At 64.0% G+C, this 15,216-nt stretch carries 13 protein-coding genes; 6 read left to right on the forward strand and 7 right to left on the reverse strand.

Features of this window, described 5'->3' with window-relative positions; all coding sequences use genetic code 11:
• The first annotated feature begins 29 nt into the window (after positions 1-29).
• A complete protein-coding gene (locus AAXE93_RS06525) occupies positions 30-2,066 on the forward strand; it encodes a ribonuclease J (RefSeq protein WP_390129233.1) in 2,037 nt (678 codons plus the stop codon).
• Here AAXE93_RS06525 and AAXE93_RS06530 read toward each other — a convergent pair.
• The 3 genes from AAXE93_RS06530 to holA form a co-directional block, all read right to left on the reverse strand.
• Positions 2,052-2,675: a hypothetical protein gene (locus AAXE93_RS06530; protein WP_390129235.1), complete on the reverse strand. Its 624-nt coding sequence runs from the start codon at positions 2,673-2,675 to the stop codon at positions 2,052-2,054. The genes AAXE93_RS06525 and AAXE93_RS06530 overlap by 15 nt on opposite strands.
• A gap of 189 nt (positions 2,676-2,864) precedes the next feature.
• On the reverse strand, positions 2,865-4,670 hold the full coding sequence (locus tag AAXE93_RS06535; RefSeq protein WP_390129237.1) for an aspartate kinase: 1,806 nt from the start codon (positions 4,668-4,670) through the stop codon (positions 2,865-2,867).
• A 47-nt stretch (positions 4,671-4,717) separates the two neighbouring features.
• Complete coding sequence (holA, locus tag AAXE93_RS06540) at positions 4,718-5,683, reverse strand: DNA polymerase III subunit delta (RefSeq protein WP_390129240.1); 966 nt, start codon at positions 5,681-5,683, stop codon at positions 4,718-4,720.
• A gap of 9 nt (positions 5,684-5,692) precedes the next feature.
• Here holA and AAXE93_RS06545 point away from each other — a divergent pair, with 9 nt between their 5' ends.
• Complete coding sequence (locus AAXE93_RS06545) at positions 5,693-6,340, forward strand: precorrin-8X methylmutase (RefSeq protein WP_390129242.1); 648 nt, start codon at positions 5,693-5,695, stop codon at positions 6,338-6,340.
• Here the strand turns inward: AAXE93_RS06545 and tilS are convergent.
• On the reverse strand, positions 6,288-7,268 hold the full coding sequence (tilS, locus tag AAXE93_RS06550; RefSeq protein ID WP_390129245.1) for a tRNA lysidine(34) synthetase TilS: 981 nt from the start codon (positions 7,266-7,268) through the stop codon (positions 6,288-6,290). The genes AAXE93_RS06545 and tilS overlap by 53 nt on opposite strands.
• A gap of 59 nt (positions 7,269-7,327) precedes the next feature.
• Between tilS and AAXE93_RS06555 the strand changes: the two genes are divergently transcribed.
• The 3 genes from AAXE93_RS06555 (at position 7,328) to ribH (ending at position 8,935) form a co-directional block, all read left to right on the forward strand.
• Positions 7,328-8,086 (forward strand): DUF561 domain-containing protein, encoded by a 759-nt coding sequence (locus AAXE93_RS06555; RefSeq protein WP_390129247.1) that lies wholly within the window; start codon positions 7,328-7,330, stop codon positions 8,084-8,086.
• 114 nt (positions 8,087-8,200) lie between these two features.
• Positions 8,201-8,389, forward strand: coding sequence for a photosystem II reaction center protein PsbZ (psbZ, locus tag AAXE93_RS06560; RefSeq protein WP_006850156.1), 189 nt, complete (start codon positions 8,201-8,203; stop codon positions 8,387-8,389).
• A 63-nt stretch (positions 8,390-8,452) separates the two neighbouring features.
• Entirely contained in the window at positions 8,453-8,935 is a 483-nt protein-coding gene (gene ribH / locus AAXE93_RS06565) for a 6,7-dimethyl-8-ribityllumazine synthase (RefSeq protein ID WP_115009674.1), read from the forward strand.
• Between the two features lie 4 nt (positions 8,936-8,939).
• Here ribH and mutS read toward each other — a convergent pair whose 3' ends face one another.
• Genes mutS through AAXE93_RS06580 form a run of 3 tightly spaced genes read right to left on the reverse strand, consistent with a single transcriptional unit; the run spans position 8,940 to position 13,102 of the window.
• Complete coding sequence (gene mutS / locus AAXE93_RS06570; RefSeq protein WP_390129251.1) at positions 8,940-11,648, reverse strand: DNA mismatch repair protein MutS; 2,709 nt, start codon at positions 11,646-11,648, stop codon at positions 8,940-8,942.
• Between the two features lie 52 nt (positions 11,649-11,700).
• Positions 11,701-12,156 (reverse strand): GNAT family N-acetyltransferase, encoded by a 456-nt coding sequence (locus AAXE93_RS06575; RefSeq protein ID WP_390129255.1) that lies wholly within the window; start codon positions 12,154-12,156, stop codon positions 11,701-11,703.
• Positions 12,157-12,211: 55 nt separating this feature from the next.
• Positions 12,212-13,102 (reverse strand): glycosyltransferase, encoded by an 891-nt coding sequence (locus AAXE93_RS06580; RefSeq protein WP_390129258.1) that lies wholly within the window; start codon positions 13,100-13,102, stop codon positions 12,212-12,214.
• 52 nt (positions 13,103-13,154) lie between these two features.
• On the opposite strand from AAXE93_RS06580, the gene uvrB reads away from it, so the two are divergent.
• The gene (gene uvrB / locus AAXE93_RS06585; RefSeq protein ID WP_390129261.1) at positions 13,155-15,188 is read left to right on the forward strand and encodes an excinuclease ABC subunit UvrB; all 2,034 of its coding nucleotides are present in this window, start codon (positions 13,155-13,157) and stop codon (positions 15,186-15,188) included.
• The last annotated feature ends 28 nt before the right edge of the window (positions 15,189-15,216 follow it).

Consider the following 15,216-nt stretch of genomic DNA (forward strand, 5'->3'; position numbering starts at 1 on the left):
CGCAACCCGTTCTTTACACATCGTTTTTCATGGCCAACAACGCGCGATCCAGCAAGGGTCAGGAGCCCTGCCTTCGGGTGATTCCCCTGGGTGGTCTGCACGAGATCGGCAAGAACACCTGTGTGTTCGAGTACGGCGATGACCTGATGCTGGTGGATGCCGGTCTGGCTTTCCCCAGCGACGGCATGCACGGGGTGAATGTGGTGCTGCCAGACACCAGCTTCCTGCGCGAGAATCAGAAGCGGATCCGCGGCATGATCGTCACCCATGGTCATGAAGACCACATCGGTGGCATTGCCCACCACCTCAAGCACTTCAACATTCCCGTGATCTACGGGCCGCGGCTGGCCCTCTCGATGCTCACCGGCAAGATGGACGAGGCCGGTGTTCGCGACCGCACCACCCTGCAGACCGTCGGTCCGCGCGATGTGGTGAAGGTGGGTCAGCACTTCTCCGTGGAGTTCATCCGCAACACCCACTCGATGGCCGACAGCTTCTCGCTGGCCATCTCCACACCGGTGGGAACCGTGATTTTCACCGGTGACTTCAAGTTCGACCACACCCCGGTCGACGGCGAAAACTTCGACATGGCCCGCCTTGCTCACCACGGTGACAAGGGCGTCCTGTGTCTGTTCAGCGATTCCACCAACTCCGAGGTTCCTGGCTTCTGCCCGCCGGAGCGCTCAGTTTTCCCCAACCTGGATCGCCACATCGCCAATGCCGAAGGGCGGGTGATCGTCACCACCTTCGCCAGCTCGATTCATCGCGTGTCGATGATTCTGGAGCTGGCCCTGAAGAACGGCCGCAAGGTGGGGCTGCTGGGCCGCTCGATGCTCAACGTGATCGCCAAGGCGCGGGAACTGGGCTACATGCGCGCTCCGGACGAACTGTTTGTGCCGATCAAGCAGATCAATGATGTGCCCGATCGCGAAACGCTGCTGCTGATGACCGGTAGCCAGGGTGAGCCGCTGGCTGCCCTGAGCCGCATCTCCCGCGGGGAGCATCCCCAGGTGAAGGTGAAGACCACCGACACGATCATCTTCTCGGCCAGCCCAATCCCCGGAAACACCATTTCCGTGGTGAACACCATCGACAAGCTGATGATGCTTGGCGCCAAGGTCGTTTACGGCAAGGGTGAAGGCATCCACGTCTCCGGCCATGGCTTCCAGGAAGACCAGAAACTGATGCTGGCGCTCACCCGGCCCAAGTTCTTCGTGCCGGTGCACGGTGAGCACCGGATGCTGGTGCAGCACTCCCGCACCGGCCATTCGATGGGGGTTCCCGTCGACAATACCCTGATCATCGACAACGGTGATGTGGTGGAGCTCACCCCGGATTCGATCCGCAAAGGCAATGCCGTGAAGGCGGGCATCGAGCTGCTGGATCAATCCCGCAACGGCATCGTCGATGCCAGGGTGCTGAAGGAACGTCAGCAGCTGGCGGAAGACGGCGTCGTGACGATCCTCGCTGCCATCAGCACCGATGGCGCCATGGTTGCTCCGCCGCGCGTGAATCTGCGGGGTGTGGTCACCACAGCCGATGCCCGCAAGATGTCGTTGTGGGTGGAGCGCGAAATCAAGTGGGTGCTTGAAAACCGCTGGAAGCAGCTCTGCCGCAACACCGGTGGCAAGGCACCGGAGGTGGACTGGATGGGTGTGCAGCGTGAAGTGGAGGTGGGCCTTGGCCGCCGGATGCGCCGTGAACTGCAGGTGGAGCCGCTGATCCTCTGTCTGGTGCAGCCGGCTCCTGGTGGCACACCGGTCTACAAGGGTCGTGCCGATGCTGAGCCCGATGACCGTCCGGCTCCCCGCGGTCGCGGTGGCCGTGGCGGTGGCTCTCCCTATGCCCGTCGCAATGGCGGTGGTGGAACCCCCGCTCCGGTTCGGAACAACCAGAGCAATGGCCGCTCTGGCTCGGCAACACCGGCCCACGTGCGTGCAGCGGCGGCAACTGCAGTGGTGGAGAAAGTGACTCCTCAGCCGGTGGCTGAAAAGGCAGCCCCAGCTTCCCCGGAACCGGAGATGCCTGCAGGTCGTACCCGTCGTCGCCGTTCAGCGGCCAGCTGACCGGACGAAGACCCCTTTGATCCTGTTGATCAGCCCCATCGGCTCCACGGAGTCGGCGGGGCTTTTGGTTTCAGGCTGGAGTTGAACGCGGAGCCATGAGTGTTCCAAAAGTTTCGTAGCCGCAGGCTCCTGGGGTTGGGGCGCTGGCTCGATGGTGTCGTGGGGTTGTTCTTCTGCAGTGGGTTCTGGTTCCTGCTTCTCCACGTCTGCATTGGCTTCGGGGTTGACCGTGGGCTGTGGACTTGGCACAGGATCCGGCACAGGAGTCGCAGTGGGAGAGGGATCCGCAGTTGGCATGGCCCGGGGTTCCTCATCACCGGTCAACCACGGCATTGCGGTGACCACATCAGCCGGTGCTGGCCGGGCTTGATCGGGTTCTGTGCTCAGGAAGGGATCCTTGAGCAGGTCTGGGCTGGCGCCATTGGTTGCGGGCGTCGTACCTGCTCCGCTGGTGATGTCTTCTGATCGGCAGCGCTTTAGCCCCTGTTCCGCCAGGGCGGCGATGGTGGCGTCCACTTCACCCTGCAGCACCCGTTCGTAGGAGATGGCGGCTTGCTCCGGTTGCTGGAGCCCATGCAGTTGGATGTGACCCAGGAGCAACGACACCACCGCCCTCCAGCCCAAGATCAAGCTTGGGTCGTGCTCGTTCGATGCGCTTTGGAGTTGATCCCACAACGCTGAGGTGAGGGCCTATGGCCTCGGCGTACTCCCCGAGGCCATAGGCCCGTTCCGCGGCTTGGTAGTGCTGCTCGAAATCGGCGTCCACGCGTTGGGGGCCAGTCCCCTCGTTGTAGAGCGTTAGTCGGGGTCCTGCGGTGAAGCGGTGCCTTGGGCGGTGTGACGCTCCTCACCTCCCAGTCCGAATCCGGCGTGCACCACCTGGAGTGCCTGAACGCCAACATCTTCGGCCACCACACAGCTGGTTCTGATTTCGCTCGTGGCGATTAGGCCGATGTTGATGCCTGCATCCGCCAGTGCCCGGAACATGCGCCCCGCTGTGCCGGGCGTTGCCGGCATCCCCGCGCCCACAGCACTCACCCGGGCAATGGCATCACCATCTTCCAGAGCGGCACCGGGCCACTGGGCCAGCAGGGGGGCCAGGGCCACATCGGCGCGGGCGCGGTCGTCCTTGCGCAGGATGAAGGTGATGTCCCGCGATCCGTCGTTGTGCTGACGTTCCGATTGAACAATCGCATCGAGGCTGATGCTGTTGTCCGCCAGGGCTGAACACAGCGCCGCTGCAGTGCCGGGTCGATCGGGCACGTGGCGAACACTGAGTTGCACCTGGTCGCGGTCGAGGGCGACGCCGCGCACTTCCGGTTCCCCGCTGCCGTTGTCGGTGGGATTGATGCGGATTTGCGAGTCCTCCAGGTCGAAGGCCTCCTGCACGGCTTGAACCGACTTTTTGCCGGCGCCGGAGTCGATCACGCAGCTCACCTTCACCTCACTGGTGGCGATCAGGCGCAGGTTGATGCCTTGCTGACACAGGCAGTTGAACAGGCCGGCGGCAATGCCAGGGCGCCCCATGATTCCGGCCCCGCTGATGCTCAGCTTCGTCAGCCCTGCTTCGGACGCCAGATCGCCGCCCAGTTGATCCAGAACCTTCTGGCTTACAGCGCGGGCCAGCTCGAGATCCGCTTCCGCCACCGTGAAGGTGATGTCATTGCTGCTGCCCTCGTGGGTGGCCTGAATGATCAGGTCCACATTGATTCCCGCCTCGGAGAGGGTTTCAAACAGGCGTGCGGCAATTCCAGGCTGATCGGGAATGTGGGAGAGGGCGAGCACGGCCTGTCCGTCCACTTCCTCCATCCCATCCACAGGACTGCCGAGCTCGAGGCCGCTGCTGCTGATCGGACGGGCTGAACGGCTGGTGATCCGGGTGCCGGGGGCATCACTCCAACTGGAGCGCACCACAAGGTTCACGCCGTAGTTGCGGGCGATCTCAACGGCCCTGGGATGCAGCACGGAGGCCCCAAGGCTGGCGAGTTCCAGCATTTCGTCGCAGCTGATCGTCTCCATCAGCTGGGCATCGGACACCTTGCGCGGATCGGTGCTGAGCACACCCGGAACATCGGTGTAGATCTCGCAGGCATCGGCACCCAGGGCCGCCGCCAGGGCGACAGCAGAGGTGTCGGAGCCCCCGCGCCCGAGGGTGGTGATTTCGTTGAGGCCATCGCTGCTGGTGCTGGTGCCCTGGAAACCGGCCACCACCACCACCTGGCCAGCCGCGAGGCGGTTGCGGATTCGGTCGGTGCGAATCCCGAGGATCCGGGCCCGGCCATGGGTGGATTCCGTGGCGATGCCCACCTGTGGACCGGTCATCGACGTCGCACTGACCCCCTGGGCGTTCAAGGCCATCGCCAGCAAGGCGATCGACACCTGTTCGCCACTGGCCAGCAGCATGTCCATCTCCCGCTGGGTGGGGGCGGAGGTGATGGCGTTGGCCAGACCCGTCAATTCATCGGTGGTGTGGCCCATGGCGGAGACCACCACAACCACGTCGTGTCCCTCTTCACGGCAACGTCCGATCCGATCAGCCACCGCCTTGATGCGTTCCACGCTGCCGACGGAGGTGCCCCCGAATTTCTGCACCAGGAGGGCCATGGACCGGGCTTCAGCAACGCTGGATTTTCTCACCTGGCGGGCAGCGATCAGCCCAGCAGGCCGTCGCGGAAGGCATCGCCCGGTTGAGCGCCGCGTTTCAGCCGGGCCTCCACCTCCAGGAGACGGCCGAGCAGCGAGAGAAAGCGCTTGGGCGGGCGGCCCTGTAGCTGCTTGCGCATCACGTAGATGCGTTTGGGGTTGCCTATCCCAGCGGCTTTGGCGATCACCGCCACATCCCGTTCCCCCTGCTGTTCCAGCAGGCTCACCCAGAGCCATCCGCGGATCTGACCGGTGAGGGTGGCCACGATGCGTAGGGCTGGTTCCCCGGCTTCGATCAGGGCATCCCAGCGGGCGATCGCTTCGCCGGGGTTGCCCTCCAGCAGGGCATCGCCCACGGCCAGGGCGTTGGTGGAGCGCCCTCCCACCAGCTCCTGCACCCGTGCAGCGGAAATGCTGGTGTCCCGCAGGGAGAGCTTGCGCAGTTCCGATTCGAGCCGGGCGCTGTCGATGCCGATGGCCTCCACCAGGGCGTCGATGGCATCGGGCTCCACCTTCAGGCCCAGGGCTTCGGCCGTGCGTTGCACCAGCTGGCGCTGGCCGTTGCCATCCCAGGCGGCCGGTAGCGGAAAGCTCTGCTCCTGATCGAGCCCGCTTTTGATCCGTTTCTGCAGGGCTTTGGTGGTGCGCAGGCGACCATCGGGTTTGGCCGGGTTCACCAGCACCAGGTAGCTGCTGTCGGGGATGAGCTCGAGGGCGGCCTCAAACCGGTCGGCCAGTTCACTGGTGCAGCCATTGCAGAACGGACTGCGCTGCAGCAGCACCAGCCGTTCGCCCGTGGCGAAGGGAGGGGTGCGCGCCTCCTCGAGGGCCTGCAGGGCCTGACCCGCATCGGCCCCATCCAGGCGGCTGAGGTTGAGGCTGCTCCAGCTGGGGTCGACAACCTTGCCGATCAGGGCATCGATGGCCCTGTCCCGCGCAGCGGCGTCATCACCCCAGAGCAGATGGATCGGCATGGGTTGATGATGGCGTGGATGGCCCAGGACCACCCGATCTTCACCGAAAGCATCCGGCGGATCCGGGCGGCATTGGGGGACACGGGTTTGCCGCCGCTGCAACAGCAGGTGCTGGAACGGCTGGTGCACAGCAGCGGCGATCTCTCGTTGGGAACACTGCTGCGGTTCAGCGAGGGGGCCTGTGAGCAGGGTTTGGCAGCGCTGAAGCAGGGGGCGCCGATCCTGACGGACACCGCGATGGCGGCGGCGGCGGTGGCCCCGATGGCCCAACGCACCCTCGGCACTGCCGTGCATACGGTGCTTGGGTGGGCACCCGAGGTGGCGCCGGCGGGTTCAACGCGCACGGCGGCGGGCATGGAACAGGCCTGGCGCGCGCTCGCGCTGGCGTCTCCGGCTCCGGTGGTGCTGATCGGCAGTGCGCCGACTGCCCTTGAGGTGCTGTTGCAGCAGGTGGCTGCCGGTGCTCCAGCCCCCAGCCTGGTGATCGGCATGCCGGTGGGTTTTGTGGGGGTGGCGGAAAGCAAGAAGCATCTGGCGGCCAGTGGCCTGGCCCAGATCCGTTTGGAGAGCAGCAGGGGTGGAGCGGGTCTGGTGGCCGCGGCGGTTAACGCCCTGCTTCGCGCTGCTGCAGCACCAGCTCCCCCCCCTTCCAGCTGAGTTGCCAGCCCCCGGAAAGATCGGCCGTACCGCCGGGGGCACCGCTTTCCAGTCGCTTGCTGAGTTCGTCAAGCTGGCTGGCCGGCAGGGCTGGAACCCCCTGCTGCTGCAGCCACTGCGCCAGCAGCAGGCGGCGGCTGGCTGAGCTCAATGCCCCCAGGCCGCGGCGGTCCAGGCCGGTAGCGGTTTGCAGAAGCTCCAGCGCCATCCGGCTGAGTTCCGTCTGAATGTCCCGCACCTGGGACACCCGTTCGGCCAAATCGCTCATCCGCTGCGTGCTGCCTGGATGCAGTGCCTCCAGCACCGGCAGCACCTCCTGGCGTATTCGGTTGCGGGCGAACTCGGGGGATTGGTTGCTGGGGTCCTCCCAGATCGGCAGGGCCAGGTCCCGGCAGATCTGGAGGGTGTCTCTGCGCTGCAGGTGCAGCAGCGGCCGGCGCAGCCGGGGGCCTTCTGGGCTGAGGGGGCGGACGCTGGGAAGGGCCGCCAGGCCGGCCAGGTCGCTGCCGCGGGCCAGCTGCAGCAACATCGTTTCGGCCCGGTCGCTGGCGGTGTGGCCCGTCACCACATCGGCGCCCGCTTGGCGGCCTCGTTGGGCCAACCGTTCGTAACGCCACTGCCGGGCTTTGGCTTCGCTGGGCACCTCTCCCGGTGCTGCCTGGTCCACCAGTAGGGAGAGGTGCCGCTGCTGGCACCAGCTGCTCAGTTCCGCGGCGATTCGGCTGGAGTTGCCATGCCAGCCGTGATCGCCGTGCCACAGGTTCAGGCCCCAGCCATGCAAGGGCTTCAGATCCTGTAGCAACGCCAGCAAGGCCATGGAGTCCTGTCCGCCGGATACCGCCAGCAGCAGAGAGCTGCCCTGGGGCAGCAGCTGCGGCTGCATTAGCAGGCGCCGGTGCAGGCGGTCATGCCAGGACGTCCAGCTCAAGAAGCAGGGGTGCGTTTCCCCCACGGTGTGAGAATCAGGGCATTGCTGTCCAGTCCCCCATGACCCGTCTTCAGCAGCTGCCCGTTTCTCTGCAGCGCAGCATTGAGCAGCGCTCTGCGCTCAAGGTGATCGCCGGCCTGATGAATTTCGATGCCGCCAGTGTGGAGCGGGTGGCCCGTGCAGCCGGGCGCGGCGGTGCGGATCTGATCGACGTGGCCTGCGACCCAGCCCTGGTGCGTCTAGCAATCGAGGCTTCCGGTGGTGTGCCCGTTTGTGTGTCCTCGGTGGAGCCTGAGCAGTTCCCCGCGGCGGTGGACGCCGGTGCGCTGATGGTGGAGATCGGCAATTACGACGCCTTCTATCCCCAGGGCCGGATCTTTGATGCGGCTGAGGTGCTGGAGCTCACCTGCCGCACCCGCCAACTGCTGCCCAACGTGGTGATGAGCGTCACCGTGCCCCACGTTTTGCCGATGGATGAGCAGGAGCAGCTGGCTATCGATCTGGTGGCCTCCGGTGCCGATCTGATCCAGACCGAGGGCGGCACCAGTGCCAAGCCCTTCAGTGCTGGCCACCTGGGTCTGATCGAGAAGGCGGCCCCCACCCTGGCGGCCGCCCACAGCATCAGCCGCGCCGTCGATGTGCCCGTTCTCTGTGCTTCGGGTCTGTCCGCGGTGACGCTGCCGATGGCCATCGCTGCCGGTGCGGCCGGCGTGGGTGTTGGTTCTGCCGTGAATCGCCTGCAGGATGAGCTGGCGATGGTGGCGGTGGTGCGTGGTCTGCGTGATGCCTTTGGCAGCGCTGTCGCGACCCGCGTCTGAGCCTGAATCCTCTGCTGAGCGGATGCCTCTTCCCCTTCATGGTGTGAAGAGTGCTCCGCTTGCTCGCGCGAGCAACAGCTCTCGTGTGAAAATCGACTCCTGACTTCCAGCTCCATGCAGTTCATCAACACGCTGACCGTTCTGGCCCTGGTGGTGGCGTCCTTCGCCTTGATCGTTGCGGTGCCGGTGCTGTATGCCTCCAGCGAGGACAGTGGCCGCTCCAATCGTTTGATCCTGCTGGGCAGTGCTGTGTGGGTGGCGCTGGTGCTGCTGAACTGGGGTGTGAGCTTCTTCGTCGTCTGAGCTCAGCCTCAGGCAGAACCTGGCGGGTGCCACGATGGCTGAGATTCAGTTGGCACCTTCCCAATGGCCACGTTTGAAGGACGTTTCTCTGACGCAGCCGGGCTGCGCGTTGGCATCGTTGTGGCCCGTTTCAATGATCTGGTCACCGCCAAGCTGCTAAGCGGCTGTCTCGATTGCCTCAAGCGCCATGGAGTGGATGTGTCGGAGACCAGCTCCCAGCTTGATGTGGCATGGGTGCCGGGTTCGTTTGAACTGCCGATCGTGGCCCAGCAGATGGCCCGCTCCGGTCAGTACCAGGTGCTGATCACCCTTGGGGCGGTGATCCGCGGCGACACGCCCCATTTCGATGTGGTGGTGGCGGAGGCCAGCAAGGGCGTTGCTGCGGTGGCACGCGACACGTCCGTGCCGGTGATCTTCGGCGTGTTGACCACCGACACGATGCAGCAGGCACTGGAGCGGGCGGGCATCAAGAGCAACCTTGGCTGGAGCTACGGGCTGGAAGCCCTGGAGATGGGCAGTCTGATGCGGGCCTTGCCGTCGGCTTGAGGCTTCAGGCCGCCAACTGATCGAGCACCTGACGGGCCCGTTGCACCACGGGCTTGGGTACGCCAGCCAGGCGTGCCGCTTCGATGCCGTAGCTGCGGCTGGCACCGCCGGCTTGCACCTGATGGAGGAAGACCAGATCTTCACCGGTCTCCTCTACCAGCACCTGGAAGTTGGCCACGTTGTCGCGCTCGGAGGCCAGGTTGTTGAGCTCGTGATAATGGGTTGCGAACACCGTGCGGCTGCCCAGGTCGCCCGCCAGGTGCTCGCTCACGGCCCATGCGATCGAGAGGCCATCGAAGGTGGCGGTGCCCCGCCCGATCTCATCTAGCAGCACCAGGGAACGATCGCTAGCGTGGTGAAGGATGTTGGCGGTTTCGGCCATCTCCACCATGAAGGTGGACTGGCCGGCGGCCAAATCATCCACGGCACCCACCCGGGTGAAGATCCGATCGGCGATGCTGACACTGGCGGTGCGAGCCGGCACCCAGCTGCCGATCTGAGCCATCAACTGAATCAGGCCGATCTGGCGTAGGTAGCAGCTCTTGCCACTGGCGTTGGGGCCCGTGAGCACCACCAGATCGGTGCCTTCACCGAGTTTCACATCGTTGGGGGTGAAGGAGGTTTCCACCAGCCGTTGCTCCACCACCGGATGGCGGCTGGCCTCCAGCTGCAGCCCCCGGCCGTCGGTGATCGTCGGCGCGCAGTAGCCACCGCTGGCGGCTACATCGGCCAGGCCGGTTAGGGCATCGAGGCCAGCAACGGCGCGGGCCGCCTGGCGGATCGGGGCGGCCATGGCCCCCACCTGTTCGCGCAGCTGGCAGAACAGCTCGTACTCCCGCTGGCAAGCCCGGGCCCGCAGCTGGAAGATGCGGCTCTCCCGCTCTTTGAGATCCGGGGTGATGAAGCGCTCCTCGTTGGCCAGGGTCTGGCGCCGGATCCAGTGGTCCGGCACGGCGGTGGCCTTGGCTTTGCTCACCGCCAGGAAATAGCCGAAGGTGCGGTGGTGCTGCAGCTTCAGGGTGCTGATGCCACTGCGTTGACGCTCCTGCTGCTCCTGGTGGCTGAGCCAGGCGTCCTGATCGTCCAGCTGGTTGCGCAGCCCATCCAGCAGCGGATCAACGCCGTCATGGATCAAGTCGCCCTCGGAGAGGGAGAGCGGTGGCGCCTCCACCAGCTTGTGGCGAATCGTCCTGGCGAGCTCTGCCAGGGCTGGATCGGGGCTTAGCAGCTGCTGCAACCACTCCGGCCCTGCGCTGATCGCAGAGTCCAGCCGAGCGGTGAGCTGGGGCAACCGTTCCAGGCCATCTGAGATGGCCACCAAATCGCGGGCACCGGCATGGCCCGCTCCGGCCCTGCCGGCCAGCCGCTCCAGGTCGCCCATTGGCCGCAGCAGCTGGCGGATCGCCAGCCGCAGGCTGCGTTCACCTACCAGGTTGCTCACCAGATCCTGGCGCTGCTGAATCGCCTGGCGGTCCATCAACGGTGCTTCCAGCCAGCGGCGCAGGCAACGGCCGCCCATGGCGGTGAGGGTGCGATCGATGGCCCAGAGCAATGACCCCTGCAACTGGTTGTCGCGCTGTGTGGCGGTGAGCTCGAGGTTGCGGCGGGTCTGGGCATCCAGCACCAGGGCATCGCCGCAGTGCACGATCGCCGGCACCTCCAGGGGAATGCGGCTGTCCTCCTCCAGGGGTTGGGTGTCTTGCAGGTAGCGCAGCAGGCCGCCGAGGGCCTGCAGGGCCAGGGGATGTTCCGGCAGGCCGAGGCCATCGAGGCTGCTGAGGCCGTAGTGCTGCTGCAGGGTGCGCTCCGCCTCCACTGGGCTGAAGGGGGTGCTGGCCATTGGCGTCAGCCGCAACCGTTCCGGGCACCAGGCTGGCCGCTCAGCATCGAGGGCGGCGGCCCAGAGCAGTTCGGAGGCCTCCTGCTGGGCTAGCTGCTGGTGCAGGCCGCTGCTGTCTTCCCGTTGCATCACCTGCACCTCGCCGGTGCTCACATCGGCGCTGGCCAGGCCCCAGCGCAGCGGTTGTTTCCCTTGGGCCGGCTCCACCACCACCGCCGCCAGCCAGTTGTTGCGGCGGGCGCTGAGCATGCCCTCCTCCAACACGGTGCCGGGGGTTAGCACTCGGGTGATGTCCCGCTTGAGCAGGGCGCCCTTGGTGGGGGTGGTTTCGAGTTGATCGCAAAGGGCCACGCTGTAGCCCTGTTTGATCAGTTCGGCGCAGTAGCGCTCAGCGGCGTGGTGGGGGATGCCGGCCATCGGCACCCGTCCGATCGCCTTGCCTCCCTCCTTGCCGGTGAGGGTGAGTTCCAGCACTCGGGAGAGTTCGATCGCGTCTTCGAAGAAGCATTCGAAGAAGTCGCCCAGGCGGTAGAGCAGCACCCGTTCGGGATGGGCCGCTTTGAGTTCCACGTAGTGGCGCAGCATCGGTGTGAGTTGCAGCGGGTCCAGCTGGCTGTGGTGGGCCCAGGCCGGTTCGTCGCTGCTGGGTTCTGGATTGCTGGCTTCGGGTCTGTCAGCACTTCTGCCCTCGCTTGAAGTGCCCTGACGCGCTCGTGGCCTGGCGACGGCATCGGCCCCAAGTTCGTCATCGCTGAGATCGTGGCTGAAGGCCTCAGGTTCGCTGGCGCTTGATGTCGGTGTGGCCGGTTCCGGCGTCCCGAACAGATTGCCCTGCAGGGCGTCGTCAGGGGACTGGGACGCGGACCGGGGCATCGGCTGATCTGACGGATCTGGATCGTACCGGGCCTGACCGGATTGAGATGCCTCAGCGGCGCAGCACCATCAGCTGCTGAGGGTTCGCATCCTTGAAGCCCAGTTGCCGGTAGAAACCCGCACTCTTGGTGGTCATTAGGTACACCCGTTCCACACCCACCACCGGCGGGGTGTGCAGTAGTTCTTCGATCACCCGGCGGCCGAGGCCGTGGCCCTGCAGATCGCCGGCCACCACGATGTCCCAGAGCACGGCCCGGCTGCAGCCATCGGAGGTGGCCCGGCCGAAGCCCACCAGCCGCTTGCCGCGCCAGAGGCTCACTACGGCGTCGCTACCGGCCAGCAATCGGCGCAGCTGGGAAAAGCTGCGACCGCGAGCCCAGAAGGCATGGCGATCGAACAGCCGTTGCAGCTTTAGCAGTGCCCGGCTGGGCCGTAAATTCGGCCCGATGCCAAGCCAGCGAAGGCCGGGGGCACCGGGGGCATGGTGAACCAACCGGATCGGGGTCACGGTTCTGGAAGCCGCACCACTTCATCTTGCTCCCCAAGGCCAGAGAATTTATTGATCAAGGTGCAAGAGCTGCTTTCAGAAGGGCTCTGAGATCCCAGTAGGGCGGAGGTCCGATAGGAATGCTTTTGAGCTTGTTGGGGTCTGCGAACAGTCTCTGGACCAGGTCTTCCAGTTCCTCGATGGAATTGGCCCAGAACAGATCAGGGCGATTCATAAGTGGGCTGTTGTGCCCCAGCAGGCTTCGATCACCAAAGATCACCTGAGGGACTCCGGAGGCCATCACTTCGAACAGGCGATGGTTGAGGTCTTGGTTTAAGGGCACATTCAGCACCAAGGCGTGTTGGGCGTAGAGCTGAGCTGCTTCAGCAGCGTTTGTTGTGGTGGTGTGGCGGAACGGCACCTGTTGTCGCTTGAGGAGGGCCTTAACGAGCTCACGCCGGCGTGGGTGATGGGGGCCGAGGCTGCCTACGTGCAGCAATTCCAGGCGTGGCGTCGGGCTGGGAGTGGCAATCGGGTACTTAAAGAAGCTTGGTGCCAAGCAGCGCACCGGTGTGGGCAAGCGCTGTTGCACGTCTTGCAGCAGCGCCGCATTGAAGGTGAGCATCACAGCATCGTGCGGTTCAGCGGCGCAGTACCGCTGCAGGGTTCCGACTGGATCGGGGCCGTGATGGAGATCACCGCACGCGAGCAAACGTGGTCCGGGCCATTGGCGGATCCCCCGCATCGGGGCAGCGCGCAGCAGAAATGGGTCGGTGTACTGAATCAAAACCCCCTTTGAAGCCCAGCCCCTCTGCCGCAGGGCGTTGTGAAGCCCAGTTACCGAAAGATCCGACAGCCGCAAACTCTCTGGCCCGTTAGCGATCTGGGGTCCCACCTGGATCAGCCCGGGTTGTTGCCAGAGCGGTTGGTAGGCCCCGTGATGGATCAGCAGAGTTGGGGTTCGCATGGACCTTGTCTTCCAAGCGATAATTACGTTTCGTCGTTTGGCATCGCAACCCATGCCCGCCTACGACCTCACAGCGCCTTACTCGCCGAAGGGCGATCAGCCGACGGCGATTAAGCAACTCGTAGAGGGTGTTAACAAGGGCGAGCGCTTCCAAACCCTGTTGGGGGCAACGGGCACGGGCAAGACATTCACGATGGCCAATGTGATCGCTCAGACCGGTCGCCCAGCCCTCGTTTTGGCTCACAACAAGACATTGGCGGCGCAGCTGTGCAACGAGCTGCGGGAGTTCTTTCCCGAGAATGCAGTTGAGTACTTCATTTCCTATTACGACTATTACCAGCCAGAGGCCTATGTCCCGGTAAGCGATACCTACATCGCCAAGACGGCGTCGATCAATGAAGAGATCGATATGCTGCGCCACTCCGCCACTCGCTCGTTATTCGAGCGACGTGACGTGATCGTCGTGGCGTCGATCAGTTGTATCTACGGTTTGGGTATTCCCAGTGAATATCTCAAGGCAGCAGTCAAGTTTGAAGTTGGAGAGACCCTCAATATCCGCGGCCAGTTGCGCGATCTAGTGAATAACCAGTACAGCCGTAACGACACCGAGATCGCCCGCGGTCGTTTTCGGATTAAGGGGGATGTGCTTGAGATTGGCCCTGCTTACGAAGACAGGCTGGTGCGGATAGAGCTTTTCGGCGATGAGGTGGAGGCGATTCGTTATGTCGATCCCACTACCGGCGAGATCCTACAGAGCCTGGACGCGGTGAACATCTACCCTGCCAAGCACTTCGTGACGCCTAAAGATCGACTTGAGTCCGCGATCAGCGCCATTCGTTCGGAACTGCGGGAGCGTTTGAATGTGCTCAATGGCGAGGGCAAGTTATTGGAGGCCCAGCGTTTAGAGCAGCGCACTAAATACGATCTCGAAATGCTTGGGCAGGTGGGTTACTGCAATGGGGTTGAGAATTATGCACGTCACTTGGCTGGTCGCGAGGAGGGCACACCGCCGGAATGTCTGATCGATTACTTCCCGGACGACTGGTTGCTGATTGTTGATGAGAGCCACGTCACCTGCTCGCAATTGCAGGCGATGTACAACGGCGATCAGGCCCGCAAAAAAGTGCTGATTGAGCACGGTTTTCGTTTGCCCAGTGCAGCGGATAACCGACCGCTTAAGGGAGCCGAGTTCTGGGAAAAGGCGCGCCAGACCGTGTTCGTTTCAGCCACTCCAGGTGTTTGGGAGATAGAGGTCAGCGGCGATGAGGTCGCCGAGCAAGTGATCCGTCCGACGGGGGTACTGGATCCGGTGGTAGAGGTGAGGCCCACCACGGGCCAGGTAGACGACCTATTGGGGGAGATTCGCGACCGAGCCGCGAAGAATCAGCGGGTGTTGGTCACCACCCTCACCAAGCGGATGGCGGAAGACCTCACCGATTACCTTGCGGAAAACGAAGTGCGGGTGCGTTACTTGCACTCAGAGATCCACTCCATTGAGCGGATCGAGATTATTCAGGACTTGCGGTTGGGGGAATACGACGTGCTGGTTGGGGTAAATCTTTTGCGGGAGGGCTTGGATCTGCCGGAGGTGAGCTTGGTGGCGATTCTCGATGCGGATAAGGAAGGCTTCCTGCGGGCCGAGCGCTCGTTGATTCAGACCATCGGACGCGCTGCCCGGCACGTGGAGGGGGTGGCGCTGCTCTATGCGGACAACATGACCGACTCCATGGCCAAGGCTATTTCCGAAACGGAGCGGCGCCGGGCGATCCAGCAAACTTACAACGAGAAGAACGGCGTTGTGCCCACTGCTGCCGGTAAGAAGGCCAGCAATTCGATCCTCAACTTCCTCGAACTGTCCCGAAAGTTGAAGCAAGACGGGCCAGACGCGGATCTTGTTGAGGTCGTCGGTAAGGCTGCTAAGGCCCTGGAAGAAGATTCCGATGCCGGTTTAGCTATCGAGGTACTGCCGGAGTTGATTGATCAGCTGGAATCTAGGATGAAGGAAGCGGCCAAAAAGCTGGATTTCGAGGATGCTGCCAATCTTCGGGATCGGATTAAGAGGTTGCGTCAGAAGATGGCAGGGTAGGTGCCTTTGCTTTCTTTTTAAATTCCAT

This window comes from Synechococcus sp. HIMB2401, from assembly GCF_042883245.1.
Lineage (GTDB): Bacteria > Cyanobacteriota > Cyanobacteriia > PCC-6307 > Cyanobiaceae > Parasynechococcus.

Excerpts from the sequence above, each read along its gene's own strand:
- uvrB (WP_390129261.1), top strand. The coding sequence starts at position 13,155 with ATGCCCGCCTACGACCTCACAGCGCCTTACTCGCCGAAGGGCGATCAG.
- holA (WP_390129240.1), bottom strand. The coding sequence starts at position 5,683 with ATGCCGATCCATCTGCTCTGGGGTGATGACGCCGCTGCGCGGGACAGG.
- ribH (WP_115009674.1), top strand. The coding sequence starts at position 8,453 with ATGGCCACGTTTGAAGGACGTTTCTCTGACGCAGCCGGGCTGCGCGTT.
- AAXE93_RS06545 (WP_390129242.1), top strand. The coding sequence starts at position 5,693 with ATGGCGTGGATGGCCCAGGACCACCCGATCTTCACCGAAAGCATCCGG.
- AAXE93_RS06555 (WP_390129247.1), top strand. The coding sequence starts at position 7,328 with ATGACCCGTCTTCAGCAGCTGCCCGTTTCTCTGCAGCGCAGCATTGAG.
- AAXE93_RS06525 (WP_390129233.1), top strand. The coding sequence starts at position 30 with ATGGCCAACAACGCGCGATCCAGCAAGGGTCAGGAGCCCTGCCTTCGG.
- mutS (WP_390129251.1), bottom strand. The coding sequence starts at position 11,648 with ATGCCCCGGTCCGCGTCCCAGTCCCCTGACGACGCCCTGCAGGGCAAT.
- AAXE93_RS06580 (WP_390129258.1), bottom strand. The coding sequence starts at position 13,102 with ATGCGAACCCCAACTCTGCTGATCCATCACGGGGCCTACCAACCGCTC.
- AAXE93_RS06535 (WP_390129237.1), bottom strand. The coding sequence starts at position 4,670 with ATGGCCCTCCTGGTGCAGAAATTCGGGGGCACCTCCGTCGGCAGCGTG.
- psbZ (WP_006850156.1), top strand. The coding sequence starts at position 8,201 with ATGCAGTTCATCAACACGCTGACCGTTCTGGCCCTGGTGGTGGCGTCC.